The organism is Streptomyces sp. NPDC046866 (assembly GCF_040704625.1).
GTDB lineage: Bacteria > Actinomycetota > Actinomycetes > Streptomycetales > Streptomycetaceae > Streptomyces.
On record NZ_JBEYXN010000003.1, the window covers coordinates 150,031 to 164,963 of the forward strand.

8 protein-coding genes are annotated in these 14,933 nt (G+C 76.1%); 5 read left to right on the top strand and 3 right to left on the bottom strand.

Annotated features, from left to right (window positions below):
• Positions 1-162 precede the first annotated feature (162 nt).
• Both AB0953_RS06670 and serC read right to left on the bottom strand, forming a co-directional pair.
• The gene (locus tag AB0953_RS06670) at positions 163-3,282 is read right to left on the bottom strand and encodes a molecular chaperone Hsp90 (protein WP_366858603.1); all 3,120 of its coding nucleotides are present in this window, start codon (positions 3,280-3,282) and stop codon (positions 163-165) included.
• Between the two features lie 198 nt (positions 3,283-3,480).
• Complete coding sequence (gene serC / locus AB0953_RS06675) at positions 3,481-4,599, bottom strand: phosphoserine transaminase (RefSeq protein WP_366858325.1); 1,119 nt, start codon at positions 4,597-4,599, stop codon at positions 3,481-3,483.
• Positions 4,600-4,684: 85 nt separating this feature from the next.
• Here serC and AB0953_RS06680 point away from each other — a divergent pair, with 85 nt between their 5' ends.
• Positions 4,685-7,489 (top strand): FAD-binding and (Fe-S)-binding domain-containing protein, encoded by a 2,805-nt coding sequence (locus AB0953_RS06680; protein WP_366858326.1) that lies wholly within the window; start codon positions 4,685-4,687, stop codon positions 7,487-7,489.
• 256 nt (positions 7,490-7,745) lie between these two features.
• A complete protein-coding gene (locus AB0953_RS06685; RefSeq protein WP_366858327.1) occupies positions 7,746-8,732 on the top strand; it encodes an EamA family transporter in 987 nt (328 codons plus the stop codon).
• Between the two features lie 20 nt (positions 8,733-8,752).
• Here AB0953_RS06685 and AB0953_RS06690 read toward each other — a convergent pair whose 3' ends face one another.
• Positions 8,753-10,366 (bottom strand): alpha/beta fold hydrolase, encoded by a 1,614-nt coding sequence (locus AB0953_RS06690; RefSeq protein ID WP_366858328.1) that lies wholly within the window; start codon positions 10,364-10,366, stop codon positions 8,753-8,755.
• 336 nt (positions 10,367-10,702) lie between these two features.
• Between AB0953_RS06690 and AB0953_RS06695 the strand changes: the two genes are divergently transcribed.
• From AB0953_RS06695 to AB0953_RS06705, 3 genes are read left to right on the top strand one after another with little or no spacing between them, the layout of a single operon-like run.
• Entirely contained in the window at positions 10,703-11,551 is an 849-nt protein-coding gene (locus tag AB0953_RS06695; RefSeq protein ID WP_366858329.1) for a TIGR03084 family metal-binding protein, read from the top strand.
• On the top strand, positions 11,548-13,338 hold the full coding sequence (locus AB0953_RS06700) for an acyclic terpene utilization AtuA family protein (protein WP_366858330.1): 1,791 nt from the start codon (positions 11,548-11,550) through the stop codon (positions 13,336-13,338). The genes AB0953_RS06695 and AB0953_RS06700 overlap by 4 nt, the downstream gene beginning before the upstream one ends.
• Positions 13,335-14,933 carry a carboxyl transferase domain-containing protein gene (locus tag AB0953_RS06705; RefSeq protein ID WP_366858331.1) on the top strand — a complete coding sequence of 533 codons (1,599 nt, stop codon included), beginning with the start codon at positions 13,335-13,337 and terminating at the stop codon, positions 14,931-14,933. The genes AB0953_RS06700 and AB0953_RS06705 overlap by 4 nt, the downstream gene beginning before the upstream one ends.

A 14,933-nucleotide genomic window follows, 5' to 3' on the forward strand; every position in this document is an offset into this window, starting at 1 on the left:
TGAGCCAGGCGCGGAGCAGGGTGCGGAGACGGCTTCGGGCCGGGCTGCGGCGTGCGGCGCTGTTCACGCACCCCATGCTGCTGCCCGGCCCGTCATCACGTCCAACGATGAATCATGCAGGGGTCATTAGCCCTGCTGATGGGGGAGGGGATCGGGCCCGGTCTAGTCGAACCAGCGGTCGCGGGCCAGCTCCGCCGTGCGGGACGGGTCCTCCAGGAGGGCGGCCACCTCGAAGCGGCGGGGCCACTGGCCCGCCGACCAGGCGAGGCCGGCCGCCACGCCCTCCAGGGTGGAGGCGTGCAGGGTGCCGTCCGGGGTGCGGCGCCAGTCGAGCTCGACGCCGCCCGCGACCAGCTCCTCGTGCTCGATGTACGTGCGCGGCGTCGCCGGACCGAGGAGCTGCAGGACCGACTCCGGGACCTCGTGCTCCTCGCCGGGCGTGCTGACCTGGGCCGGGACCGTCTCCGACAGCCGCCGGACCTGGAGCAGGTCGGCCAGGTCCGCGGCCCGCGCCGGCGCCACCGGCAGCAGTGGCAGTCCGGCGGTCAGCGGCAGCAGGTCCGGGGCGTCCGCGATCACCGCGTCCGCCGCGTCCACGACCCGGATCTCGCCGTCGACCACGGCGCGCAGCTCGTCGGGGAGGGTGACCTGCTCGGGGTCCAGGTCGGCCAGCGCCCCGTACAGGGCGTGGAGCTGCCGGTCGGTGACCTCGCGGTCGGGGTCGGCGAGGCGGCCGAGGAGTTCGGCCGCGCCGCCGGGCTCGTCGAGGAGGGCGGCGACCGTGGTGCGCACGCCGAGCGCGCGCAGGACCTGCTCGTCCTCGAACCCGGTGGCGTCCGCCGAGGTGTAGAGGCCGGCCAGCAGCGGGTCGCCGCCGGCCGAGCGCAGGCCGGCCGGGCGGCGGCCGTCGAGCACGGGGTGGTCGCGCAGCCACCACGCGGTGTACGGGCGCACGGACTGCGTGGTGCCGTCCGGCAGCAGGACCCGTACGGGCTGGATCAGGGCGTCGCGCAGCGGCGGCTGCGCGAGCATGGCGAGGGCCTGCGGCCAGCAGTCGTCGTCGACGAGGTCGAGGTCGCGCACGGCGGTGATCTCGGTGGCGACCGGCGGCAGCGGGGTGTCCGGCAGCTGGTCGAGGACGTCCTCGCACCACACGTCGACGGCGTCGAGCAGGCCGACGTCGTCGGGCTCGGCGTAGTCGGTGTCGCGGGGCTCCAGTTCGTCCGGGTCGAGGACCACGTCGGTGGCGCGGACCAGCTGGAAGGTGGCGAGCACCCCGCAGGCGGTCAGCGGCTGGGCGCCCCACCGGGCGGCCAGTTCGGGGTCCACGTACGGGACCTCGTCCTCCCGGATCACGGCGGCGAGGGGCGATCCGGGCAGCAGGAGCTCGCCGGCCGGGGCGAGTTCGCCCTCCTCGTCGGGGAGGGCGAGCGCGCCGAGCCACGGCTCGTCGCCGGGGGCGAGGTCGGCGTCGCGGACCAGGCCGAGGACGATCTCGGCCAGCTCGTCGGCGTCGAGGGCGTCCTCGTCCCACACCTCGCCGGCGTCGAGGGAGCCGGCCACGGCGGCCCGCACCTGCGGGGTCGTCAGCACGGCTCGCGGCGTCGCCGGCAGGGCGCCGAGCCGCTCCAGCAGCGGGTGCGCGGCGTCGGGGTGGGCCACCTTCAGGCCGAGCCGGGCCAGGTCCTTCGGGGTGTCGGCGCCGGGCAGCAGGACGTGCCGGGGGCCGATCGTGGTGCGCCCGTCGGCCAGCGGCACGGGCAGCCCGGACAGCCGGTCGGGGTCGACCCCGGCGAGGCTGTCGTACAGGCGGTACCACCACTCGGGGGTGCGCTCGATGCCGGCGATCCGCTCGATGGCGTCGCCGAGCGGGAGCCGGCCCACGCCCAGGGTGCGCAGCTCGGGGCGGCGCTCCAGCCCGGCGGGCAGCAGCGTCGGCAGCACCTCGGCCAGGACCCGTACGGTGTCGGCGCCCGCACCCTCGACGACCTCGGCCTCGAAGGGGCGCAGGGCGGCCCGCTCCTGCTCGTCCTCGGCGGGGGCGGCGGCCGGGGCGAGGAAGGCGGTACGGGGCAGCCGCTGCAGGACGGCGGTGCGCAGCGCCCCGTCGAGCGGGCCCTTGCCGAGCGGCCCGGGGACGAGGTCCACCAGTGCGCTGGTCACCGGCTCCCAGGAGCCCAGCAGTTCGGCGTAGGCGTCGGCGGCGCGCTCCACGAGGAAGTCGGTCAGCGGCCCGGGCGCGGGGTGGCGGCGGGCGGTGTCCAGCGGGAGGGTCGCGATGAGCAGGGCGGGGATGCCGAGCGGTTCGTCGGTCGGGGTCGGGGCGTGCACGACGGGTGCGGTGGCGGGCGGCACGGGTGCGCCCTCGGCGTCGACGGGCACGGCCCAGGACACCGTCCAGGTGGGTCGCAGCCGCTCCTCCACCGGCCGGTCGGCGAGGAGGGCGGGGTCGATGGGGCCGCTGTGACGGACGGTGGCCCAGCGGCGGGTCTGCCCGCGGGAGTCCTCGATGACGGTGTGGGGGCCGTCGGCGCCGCGGCGCAGGGTCCGGGTGCCCTCGGCCGGGGTGTCGATGACGATCTCGTGCAGCCCGGGCAGGGTCAGCAGCAGTGCGTCGTCGATGCCGGCCAGCAGCCGGGCGGCCAGGTCCTCGGCGGCGGCGTCGCGCAGCGGGAGGACGACGACGGTGTCGTACCCCTCGGGCGCGGTGCCCTCGGCGGGCAGCGGGAGCCGCAGCAGCGGGACGTGGCCGTCGCGCCGGCGCAGTTCGTCGCCGAGGCCGGGGCTGTGCCGGGCGGCCTCGGCGGCCAGTTCGCGGGCCTCGGCCAGGGACCAGCGCACGCCGCCGTGCCGGCCGAGGACGGCGGGCTCGTCGGAGACGGCGAGGACGGCGGCGAAGCCGACGCCGAAGCGGCCGACGGTGTCGCCCGAGGCGGTGGACTCCCGCTTGGCGGAGGCGCGCAGCGTGCTCAGGGACTCCACGCCGGTGGCGTCGAGCGGGGCGCCGGTGTTGGCGGCGGCGAGCACGGCCCGCCCGTCGGCGTCCGTGTGCAGGGTCAACCGGAGCCGGCCGGGCACCTGGGCGCGGGCGGCTGCGTCGGCGGCGTTCTGCGCCAGTTCCACCACGAGGCGGTCGCGGTAGCCGCCGAGGGCCAGGTCCTCCTCGGCGTTGGCGTCCTCGCGGAAGCGGGCCGGGCCCGCACCCCACGAGTCGAGCACCCCGCGCCGCAGCCGGGCCGTGCCGAAGGGGTCCGCGCCGCCCTGGGCAGCCGTCACTCGCACGATCACGCCGCTTCCTCCAAGAATTGCCGAGACCTCGACGGTATCGCGTGCCGTGCCCCACCCGTGAGGTGGGCGAATGGGGCGGCGGGGCCCGGTCGGTGGGGAAACGGTCCTTCCCGGCCGTGTCGTCCCCCTGCGCGCCGAGCCCCCGGCGACGCGGGGTTGCCGGGGGCTCGGTGAAAAGAGGAGAGGGTGCGGTCAGAGCTTCTCGATGACGTGGTCGATGCACGCCGTCAGCGCCTGCACGTCCGCCGGGTCGACCGCCGGGAACATCGCGATGCGCAGCTGGTTGCGGCCGAGCTTGCGGTACGGCTCGGTGTCCACGATGCCGTTGGCGCGCAGCACCTTGGCGACGGCCGCCGCGTCGATGTCGTCCGAGAAGTCGATCGTGCCGATGACGGACGAGCGCTTGTCGGCGTCCACGACGAATGGGGTGGCGTACTTCGACGCCTCCGCCCAGCCGTACAGGGTGCGGGCGCTGGTCGCCGTGCGGGCGGTCGCCCATTCCAGGCCGCCCTGGCCGTTGATCCACTTCAGCTGCTGGTCCAGCAGGAAGAGGGTGGACAGCGAGGGGGTGTTGTACGTCTGGTTCTTCAGCGAGTTGTCGATCGCCGTCGGCAGCGAGAAGAACTCCGGGATGTGCCGGCCGGACGCGTGGACGCGCGCCGCCCGCTCCAGGGCCGCCGGGGAGAACGCCGCGAGCCACAGGCCGCCTTCGGAGGCGAAGGACTTCTGCGGGGCGAAGTAGTAGACGTCGGTCTCGGTGATGTCCACCGGCAGGCCGCCGGCGCCCGAGGTCGCGTCCACCAGCACGAGCGAACCGGCGTCGGCGCCCGCGACGCGCTTGATCGGCGCCGCGACACCCGTCGAGGTCTCGTTGTGGGTGTACGCGTACACGTCCACGCCCGCCTCGGCCACCGGCTCGGGGTGCGTGCCCGGCTCGGAGGAGATCACGGACGGCTCGTCCAGCCACGGCGCGAGCTTCGCGGCCTTGGCGAACTTCGACGAGAACTCGCCGAAGGTCAGGTGCTGGGACTTGCGCTCGATCAGGCCGGCGGTCGCGACGTCCCAGAAGGCGGTGGAGCCGCCGTTGCCCAGGATCACCTCGTATCCCTCGGGCAGCGAGAACAGGTCCCGGATGCCCTGGCGCACCGAGCCGACCAGGTTCTTGACCGGGGCCTGGCGGTGCGAGGTTCCGAGCAGGGAGGTACCGGTGGCGGCGAGGGCGTCCAGCGCCTCGATCCGCACCTTGGAGGGGCCCGCGCCGAAGCGTCCGTCGGCGGGCTTGATGTCAGCGGGAATCTGGATCTCAGCCACGAGCGGAGCGTAGCGGGTCGGGGACCCGCTGCCCGAGGCGCGTCCACCCGGTGAGACGAACGCCGCTGGTGGGAAGGTGGGGCGCGTGAGCGCATCCGGGGAACTCGAACGGACATTGCGGGACGCACTGCGCGGGGAGGTGGACTTCGGGGCCGCGGCGCGCGCCCTCGTGACCATGGACGCCTCGAACTACCGGCGCGTGCCCGTCGGGGTCGTCGCCCCGCGCGACGCCGAGGACGTCGCGGCCGCCCTGCGGATCTGCGCCGCAGCCGGGGTGCCGGTCGTCCCGCGCGGCGGCGGCACCTCCATCGCGGGGCAGGCCACCGGGACCGGCGTGGTGCTGGACCTCACCCGGCACATGAACGCCCTGGTGTCCCTGGACCCCGGGGCCCGCACCGCCGTCGTCCGGCCGGGCCTGGTGCTCGACCGGCTGCGGGAGGCGGCGCGCCGCCACGGGCTCACCTTCGGACCGGACCCCTCCACCCACTCCCGCTGCACCCTCGGCGGCATGATCGGCAACAACGCGTGCGGCGCCCATTCGGTGGCCTGGGGCACCACCGCCGACAACGTCGCCGAGCTGGAGGTGGTCGCGTACGGGGGCGCGGTGCACCGGATCGGGACCGGCTGGGACGGTGCGCCCGCCGGGCTGCGGGAGCTGGTGGCCGGGAACCTGGAGGTGCTGCGCACGGGGATGGGCACCGGCACGGGCGCCGGCGGGGGGTTCACGCGGCGGATCTCCGGCTACGGCGGCCTGGACGCGCTGCTGCCCGAGCGGGGCGTACAGCTCGCCCGCGCCTTCTGCGGCAGCGAGGGCACCCTCGGCGTGGTCACCGAGGCGGTGGTCCGGCTGGTCGAGGCGCCGCGCGCGCCGGCCCTCGCGGTCCTCGGGTACGCGGACGAGGGCGCGGCGGCGGACGCGGCCGCGGGCCTGCTCCCGCTGCTCCCGCTGACGGTCGAGGGCATGGCCGAGGACCTGGTCCGCGGCGCGGCGGCGGACCTGCCGCGGGGCCGGGCCTGGCTGTTCGCGGAGACGCGGGACGAGGGGGCGGCCCGCGAGCTGGTCCGGGCGGCGAACGCGCTGGACGCGGTGGTGGTCACCGACCCGGCGGCGCAGCGGGCGCTGTGGCGGATCCGGGAGGACGCGGCCGGCACCGCGACCCGGACCCCGGACGGCGGCATGGCCTGGCCCGGATGGGAGGACTGCGCGGTGCCGCCCGCGCGGCTGGGGGCGTACCTGCGGGAGTTCCGCGCCCTGCTGGCGGCGCATGGGCTGCGGGGCACCCCGTACGGGCACTTCGGCGAGGGCTGCGTGCACGTACGGATCGACTTCGACCTGGTCACCGCGGGCGGGGTGGCCCGCTTCCGGGCGTTCTCGCAGGAGCTCGCCGACCTGGTCGCGGCGCACGGGGGCTCGCTGTCCGGGGAGCACGGCGACGGGCAGGCGCGGGCGGAGCTGCTGCCGCGGATGTACGGGCCGAGGGTGATCGCGCTGTTCGAGGCGTACAAGGACGTGTGGGATCCGCGGGGCGGGATGAACCCGGGGATGCTGGTGCGGCCGGCGCGGCTGGACGAGAACCTGCGCTTCGAGGTGCTGCCGAGGGGGAAGGCCGGGGCGGGGCAGGCCGAGGCCCTGGCGGGGGAGGTGGCCCGCTGCGTGGGCGTGGCGAAATGCCGCTCCGGGCTGTCGCCGTCGCCGTCGCCCTCGCCCTCAGATCCGGGGGTGATGTGCCCCTCGTACCGGGTCACCGGGGAGGAGCGGCACTCCACACGGGGCCGCGCCCGGCTGCTGCACGAGATGCTGGCCGGGGAGATCCTGCGGGACGGCTGGCGCTCGGCGGAGGTCGCCGAGGCACTGGACCTGTGCCTGGGCTGCAAGGGCTGCCGCAGCGACTGCCCGGTCGGGGTGGACATGGCCGCGTACAAGGCGGAGTTCCTGCACCGCCACTGGGCGGGCCGCATCCGCCCCCTGGCCCACTACACCCTGGGCGGCCTGCCGGACTGGCTCCGCCTGCTCGCCACCCTGCGCCTGACCCGCGCGGCCGACGCCCTCGCCCGCCTCCCGTTCGCGGCCCGCGCCGCCGGCCTGGACCCCGCCCGCCGGCTGCCGCGGCTGTCTCCCGAGCGGTTCACCGCCTGGTGGGGGGCCCGCCGGGCGGCGGTCCCGGCCGGGCCCGGCGTACTCCTCTGGCCCGACACCTTCACGGAGTTCCTGGCTCCGCAGGTGGGGCGGGCGGCCGTGGAGGTGCTGGAGTCCGCCGGCCTGCGGGTCGGGCTGCCCGCCGGGCGGGTGTGCTGCGGGCTGACGTACCTCTCCACGGGGCGGCTCGACCGGGCCCGCGCCACCCTGCGCCGCACCCTCGACGCCTTGGGCCCGCAGGCCGGGTCCGCCCCCGTCGTCGTCCTCGAACCCAGCTGCGCCGCGGCGTTGCGGGCCGACCTGCCGGTGCTCCTGCCGGAGGACCCCCGCGCGGCCCGGCTCGCGGCCGGCGTCCGCACGTTCGCCGAGGCCCTGGAGGAGTACGCCCCGCACTGGCAGCCGCCGCGCGTGGACCGGCCGGTGGCCGGCCAGACCCACTGCCACCAGCACGCCGTCCTCGGCGACGCGGCCGACCGGCGGCTGCGGGAGCGGGCCGGGCTGACGGGCGGGCTCAGCGGCGGCTGCTGCGGCCTGGCCGGCAACTTCGGCTTCGAGCCGGGGCACCACGCGGTGTCGGTGGCCTGCGCGGAGGAACAGCTCCTGCCGTCCCTGCGCGCGGCCCCGGCGGAAACGGTCGTCCTGGCGGACGGCTTCTCCTGCCGCACCCAGATCGCCGAGCTGTCCGCCACCCACCCCCGCCACCTGGCCGAACTCCTGGCGGAAGCCGCCCGCCTCACCCGCCGGCGCGGCTGAACGCCCGGGCCCCCGGCTCCGAAAGGGGGGGCGGCAATTCCAGCCCCGCCGGCGTTGGAGGCGCGGGGTCCGGGGCGGAGCCCCAGGAGTCCGGGTGGCTTCGCCGACGCCTCGCGGGGCGGGCCCGGCGCATCCCGCCCCGCCGGCGATTGAGGCGCGGGGGCCGGGGGCCGGTCCCGGAGGGTACGGTTCCGCTGCCACACCTGTAAGGAAGGGCACGGCGGCACGGTCCTTACGTACGCCTTAGTCTGGATAAATGCCCGCACCATCCGCCAGTACCCCCGCGCACACCCCCACCCCGGACCCCGAGGCGGCGGTCGCCGCCGCCGAACGCGCGAGCGCAGCCGCGCCCGCCACTGCGGCCCCGGCCCCCGGGCGCGGCGGACGCCTGGGCCCCGTAGCCCTCGTCGTCGCGGCCGGGATCTCGGTGCAGTTCGGCGCGGCCCTGGCCGTCATGATCATGCCGCGGGCAGGCGCAGCCGGCGTGGTCACCCTCCGCCTGGCGGCGGCCGCCCTGGTGCTGCTCCTCCTGTGCCGCCCCCGCCTGCGCGGCTACTCCCGCGCCGACTGGGGCACGGTCATCGCCTTCGGCGTGGCCATGGCCGGCATGAACGGCCTCTTCTACCAGGCCATCGACCGCATCCCGCTCGGCCCGGCCGTCACCCTGGAGGTCCTCGGCCCGCTCGTGCTCTCCGTGGCCGTCTCGCGCCGCCTGGTGAACCTGCTGTGGGCGGCGCTGGCCCTGGCCGGGGTCGCCCTCCTCGCCGGCCACGGCGGAGAAGGCGGCGGCTTCGGCGGCCTCGACCCGGCGGGCGCCGCCTTCGCCCTCGGAGCGGGGGCGATGTGGGCGGCGTACATCGTCTTCAGCGCCCGCACGGGCCGCCGCTTCCCCCAGGCGGACGGCCTGGCCCTCGCGATGGCCGTCGCGGCGGTGATCTCCCTCCCGCTCGGCATCGCCGAGGCCGGCTCGGCCCTCCTGGCCCCCGGCACGCTGGCCCTCGGCGTGGGCGTGGCCGTCCTGTCCTCGGTCCTGCCGTACACCCTGGAACTGCTGGCCCTGCGCCGGCTCCCGGCCCCGACCTTCGCGATCCTGATGAGCCTGGAGCCGGCCATCGCGGCCACCGCCGGCTTCCTGGTCCTCGGCCAGGCCCTCTCCCCGCTCGACGCCCTGGCCATCGCCCTGGTCATCGCGGCCAGCATGGGCGCGGTCCGCTCCCAGTCGCGGCGCGGCGCGCGGGACTAGCCGGCGCGGCCGGGGCGACGTCAGCCCAGGGGGAGGTCCAGGTAGGACGGGGTGGGTTCCGGGGAGGTGAAGGCCAGGGTGGCGCGGGGGAGGTTGGCGTCCGCGTAGAAGGGGTCGCGGGCGTCGATGACCAGCATCAGGCGGTGCCCGCGCGGGACGTCGTACGCCGTCGACTGGAGCTCGACGTCCGCGGCGACCAGGCTGTCCGGCGGCGACTCGAGGTCGGAGTACGGGGCGTGCGTGACGAGGTGGCCGGTCCCGTCGGGCGCCACGTCCAGCAGGTACGCGACGAACGTGGACCCGGGGTTCGCCGCCCGGTACGTCACCCGCAGCCGGGGCGTGCCGCGCAGCCGGGCGGTCTCGGGCTCGGGGTCCGCGGTCCACACCGCGGCCACGGCGCGGTCGATGTCGCCGGTCCGGTAGCGCTTCGGGCGGCCCGCCATCTCGTCGTAGCCGGAGCGCACGATCGCGTCGGCGACGACCGCCGGCGTGTCCACCCCGCACAGCACGCCCGCGCTCCAGCCGGCCTCCGGCGCGTCGGCGAGCTCGCCGCCGTCCACCAGGTGCAGCCGGCGCACGTGCTCGGTGACGGAGTGCCAGGTCGGCCGGGGTTCGAGGGTGCGGCCCCACATCACCTCGGCGAGCACCTGCCCCTCGTCGGCGATGCCGTTGTCCGCGCCCTTGAGGTGGTGGTCGAGCCAGCGGTGCGCGGTGGTCCAGATCCGGTTGGGCAGCCCGGCCATGCCCGTCATCTCCGGCCCCGAGTGGTCGCCGACGGACAGGTCGATCCGCTTGGGACCCGTCAGCTCATTGAAGGTCTTCAGGGTCTGGTTGACCGGGAACAGCGTCTCGTGCCAGGCGTGCGAGAAGTACACCGGCAGCCGGCGCCGGTTGAGCTCCTTGACGTGCCCGAACGGCGAGCGCTGCTCCGCCCAGCGCAGGGCCCCCTCCATGTCGCGGCCCGCGAGCACGTTCTCGAGGACGGCCTGCGTCTGCGGGCTCAGCCGCGCCCGCCCCGCCGCCCGCAGCAGCGTCTCGACGGCGGCCACGTGCCGGGTCCGGTTCTCCTGGAAGACCTCGCCGAGGTCGCCCCAGGTGCTGAGCGCGACGACGGCGTCGACGCGGTCGTCGTGCGCGGCGACGAGCTGGCTGATGACCGAGCCGTACGAGGCGCCCAGGAAGCCGATCCGGGTCACCGGGCCGGCGGTCCGCTCGATGAGGTGGTCCAGGACGCGGCGGCCGTCGGCGACGTCGAGCGGGCCCGCCACCTCGGCCTCGCCCTCGGAGCCGGCGAACCCGCGGGCGCTGTAGGCGAGCACGTTGTAGCCGCGGGCCGCGAACACGGTGGCCTGGACGGCGTACGGGAGCCAGCCGAGGTCCGTCCACGGCGACGGCATCACGATCACGGGGCGCGGCAGGCTGCCGGTGTGCCGCCACAGCGCGCCGTCGAGCAGGTCCCCCTCGGCGCCGGCGACCTTGACCCGGCCGAAGACGGCGACGGCCCGGGAGTCGGCGACCTGGGCGGCCCGGGCGGGGGCCAGGTCCGTGACGTCGCCGCTCTCCAGGGCGGAGACGAAGGCGCGAAGGGCGGCGGCGTCGAGTTCGGGGTGGAGGGAGAAGGCGTTCGGGACCACGGCAGTTCGTCCTCCTCGTCGGCGGCCCCCTGCGCGGACGGGCGGGGGCGGGCCGGGAACGTCGGTACGGCGCGGTGCGAAGCGTTCAGTATCGGGGCGGGGTCCTGTTGCCGCCCCGCGGCTTCGGGACGTACGGCCGAAACCGCTTCTGCGGCGCGCGGCCCGGGGCGGCGGCCGTACCTGCACGGCCCGGCCGCCGATGCCAAGTGGCCTGCGTCGGAAGGCTGTTGGTGACCTGGCGTGAAGGGAGCGGCTCGCAAGAAAATCATGCAAGCATGCTTGATTGTTTTGGGTGCGGGTGCCAGTGTTCCCCTCACGCCGAGAGGAGAGCACCCCGTGCCCGATCCGTCCGCAGCCGCCTCAGCCGCCTCAACCGCCGCAGCCGCCTCAGCCAGCGCAGTCACCGCCGTCTTCGACGATCTGCGCGAGGAGAGCCTCGCACTCGACTCCCTCGTACGGGACCTGCCCGACGCCGGCTGGGCGAAGCCGACCCCCGCGCCCCGCTGGACCATCGCCCACCAGATCGCCCACCTGCACTGGACCGACCGGGCCGCGCTGGTCTCCCTCACCGACGCCCCCGGCTTCGCCCGCCTGGCGGAGGAGGCCGCCAAGGCCCCCGAGGGCTTCGTCGACGCGGGCGCCGAAGAGGGCGCGGCCCTGCCGCCCGCCGAGCTGCTGGCCCGCTGGCGCGCCACCCGCACCGAACTCGGCGCGGCCCTGGAGGCGGCACCGACCGACGCCCGGTTCCCCTGGTACGGGCCGCCCATGAAGGCCGCCTCCATGGCGAGCGCCCGGCTGATGGAGACGTGGGCGCACGGCCAGGACGTCGCCGATGCGCTGGGCGTACGCCGCACCCCGACCGCGCGGCTGCGGCACGTGGCCCGGATCGGGGTCCGGGCCCGCGACTACGCGTTCGCGGTACGGGGACTGCCCGCGCCGACCGCGGAGTTCCGGGTGGAGCTCGTACCGCCGGGCGGCGGCGAGCCGTGGGCGTACGGGCCGCCGGAGGCCGAGCAGCGGGTGACCGGGCCGGCCCTCGACTTCTGCCTGCTGGTGACGCAGCGGGCGCACCGCGCCGATGTGGCCCTGACGGCCGCCGGGCCCGACGCCGACCGCTGGCTGGACATCGCCCAGGCCTTCGCCGGCCCGGCGGGCCGGGGCCGCGCGCCCGGGACGCTGCGGTGACGCCCCCGCCGCGGCGGCGCCCGCTGCGGATCGGGAACGCCTCCGGCTTCTACGGGGACCGCTTCGACGCCGTACGGGAGATGCTGACGGGCGGCCCGCTGGACGTGTTGACCGGCGACTACCTGGCCGAGCTGACCATGCTGATCCTCGGCCGCGACCGGCTGAAGGACCCGGACGCCGGCTATGCAAAAACCTTCCTGCGCCAGCTGGAGGAGGGCCTCGGGCTCGCCCACGAGCGGGGCGTCCGCATCGTCGCGAACGCCGGCGGCCTGAACCCGGCGGGGCTCGCCCGCGCGATCCGCGAACTGGCGGCCAAGACCGGGGTGCCGGCCGCCGTCGCCCACGTGGAGGGCGACGACCTCATGCCGTACGGCGACGGCGCGCTCACCGCCAACGCCTACCTCGGCGGCGCCGGCATCGCGGCCTGCCTGCGGGCGGGCGCGGACGTGGTGGTCACCGGCCGGGTCACTGACGCGGCCCTGGTCAGCGGGCCGGCGGCCTGGTGGTTCGACTGGGCGGCCGACGACTGGGACCGGCTGGCCGGGGCGGTGGTCGCGGGGCACGTCCTGGAGTGCGGGACGCAGGCCACCGGCGGCAACTACTCCTTCTTCACCGCCCACGACGTGCGGCGGCCCGGCTTCCCGCTGGCGGAGATCTCCGAGGACGGCTCCTCGGTCATCACCAAGCACCCCGGGACGGGCGGGGTGGTGTCGGCGGGCACGGTCACCGCCCAGCTCCTCTACGAGACGCAGGGGCCCCGCTACCTCGGCCCCGACGTCACGGCCCGCCTGGACACCGTCCGCCTGGCCGACGCCGGGCCGGACCGGGTCGCCGTCACCGGCGTCATCGGCGAGCCGCCGCCCGCCACGCTCAAGGCGGGCGTCACCCGGATCGGCGGCTGGCGCAACGAGGTGGTGTTCGTCCTGACCGGCCTGGACATCGAGGCCAAGGCCGCCCTGCTGAAGGCCCAACTGGCCGATGCCCTGGCGGAAGTGGCGCACGCGGAGTGGACCCTGGCCCGCACCGACCACCCCGACGCCGACACCCAGGAGACGGCGAGCGCCCTGCTGCGGCTGGTGGTCCGCGACCCCTCCGCCGACCGGGTCGGCCGGGCCCTCACCGCCCGGGCCGTCGAACTGGCCCTGGCGAGCTACCCGGGCTTCCACGTCACGGCCCCGCCGGGGGCGGCCCAGCCGTACGGGGTGTTCGACTCGGCTGCGGTCCCGGCCGCGCAGGTGCCGCACACCGCGGTGCTCCCGGACGGCACCCGCCTCCCGATCCCGGCTCCTGCGTTCTCCTCGTCCGAGCGCACGGGCGCGGAGCGCCCGGGACGTCCGGCCCCGCCGGCGGGCTCCGCGCCGCGGGAGCCGGCAGGCCCCGCCCGCCGACCCGGCCCCGCAACCCCCACCCGCCGGGCTCCGCTCGGGCTCGTGGCCGGGGCGCGGAGCGGCGACAAGGGCGGCGACGCCAACGTCGGGGTGTGGGTCGAGTCGGCGCCCGCCTGGGAGTGGCTGGACGCCACCCTCACCGTCGAGCGGTTCCAGGAGCTGCTGCCCGAGACCCGCGGTCTTTCCGTCACCCGGCACGCCCTGGCGAACCTGCGCGCCCTGAACTTCACCGTCACCGCAATCCTCGGCGCCGGCGCCGCCTCCGCCCACCGCTTCGACCCCCAGGCCAAGGCCCTCGCCGAATGGCTCCGCGCCCGCCACCTGGAGATCCCCGTACACCTGCTGCCCGCCCCGTCGGCCCAGCCGGCCGAGCCCGCCCCGGAGGGGACCGCCCCATGACCCGCCTCGGCACCACCGTGGACCCCCGCGCCCCCGAGTTCGCGGCGGCCCGCACCGCCGCCCTGGAACGCCTCGCCGCCCTGGACGCCGAGCACGCCAAGGCCCTGCTCGGCGGCGGCGAGAAGTACACCGCCCGCCACCGCTCCCGCGGCAAGCTCCTCGCCCGCGAGCGCATCGAGCTGCTGCTCGACCCGGACACCCCGTTCCTGGAGCTGTCCCCGCTGGCGGCCTGGGGCAGCGACTACCCGGTCGGCGCGTCCATCGTCACCGGCATCGGCACCGTCGAGGGCGTCGAATGCCTGGTCACCGCCAACGACCCGACGGTGCGCGGCGGCGCCTCCAACCCCTGGACGCTGAAGAAGGCCCTGCGGGCCAACGAGATCGCCCTGCACAACCGGCTGCCCGTGGTCAGCCTCGTCGAGTCCGGAGGCGCCGACCTGCCCTCCCAGAAGGAGATCTTCATCCCGGGCGGTGCGATCTTCCGCGACCTCACCCGGCTCTCCGCCGCGGGGATCCCGACCGTCGCCGTCGTCTTCGGCAACTCCACCGCCGGAGGCGCGTACATCCCGGGGATGTCCGACCACACGGTCATGATCAAGGACCGCTCGAAGGTGTTCCTCGGCGGTCCGCCGCTCGTGAAGATGGCCACCGGTGAGGAGAGCGACGACGAGTCCCTGGGCGGCGCCGACATGCACGCCCGCACCTCCGGCCTCGCCGACCACCACGCCCTGGACGAGCACGACGCGATCCGCCAGGCCCGCCGCATCGTCGCCCGGCTGAACCACCGCCGCGCCCACCCGGCCCCGCCGCGCGCCGAGGAGCCGGCGTACGACCCGGAGGAGCTCCTCGGCATCGTCCCGGAGGACCTCAAGACCCCCTTCGACCCCCGCGAGGTCATCGCCCGCATCGTCGACGGCTCCGACTTCGACGAGTTCAAGCCCCTGTACGGGCCCAGCCTCGTCACCGGCTGGGCCGCCCTGCACGGCTACCCCGTCGGCATCCTGGCCAATGCCCAGGGCGTGCTGTTCAGCGCCGAGTCGCAGAAGGCCGCCCAGTTCATCCAGCTCGCCAACCAGCGCGACATCCCGCTGCTCTTCCTCCACAACACCACCGGCTACATGGTCGGCCGGGAGTACGAGCAGGGCGGCATCGTCAAGCACGGCTCGATGATGATCAACGCGGTCTCCAACTCCCGCGTCCCGCACCTGTCCGTCCTGATCGGCGCCAGCTACGGGGCCGGCCACTACGGCATGTGCGGGCGCGCCTACGAGCCGCGCTTCCTGTTCGCCTGGCCCAGCGCCAAGTCGGCGGTCATGGGCCCGCGGCAGCTGGCCGGGGTGCTGTCCATCGTGGCCCGGCAGTCGGCCGCGGCGAAGGGGCAGCCGTACGACGAGGAGGCCGACGCCGGCATGCGCGCCTTCGTGGAGGCGCAGATCGAGTCCGAGTCCCTCCCGATGTTCCTGTCCGGGCGGCTGTACGACGACGGGGTCATCGACCCCCGCGACACCCGCACCGTCCTCGGCCTGTGCCTCTCGGCCGTCCACAACGCCCCCGTCGAGGGCGCCCGCGGCGGCTTCGGCGTCTTCCGGATGTGA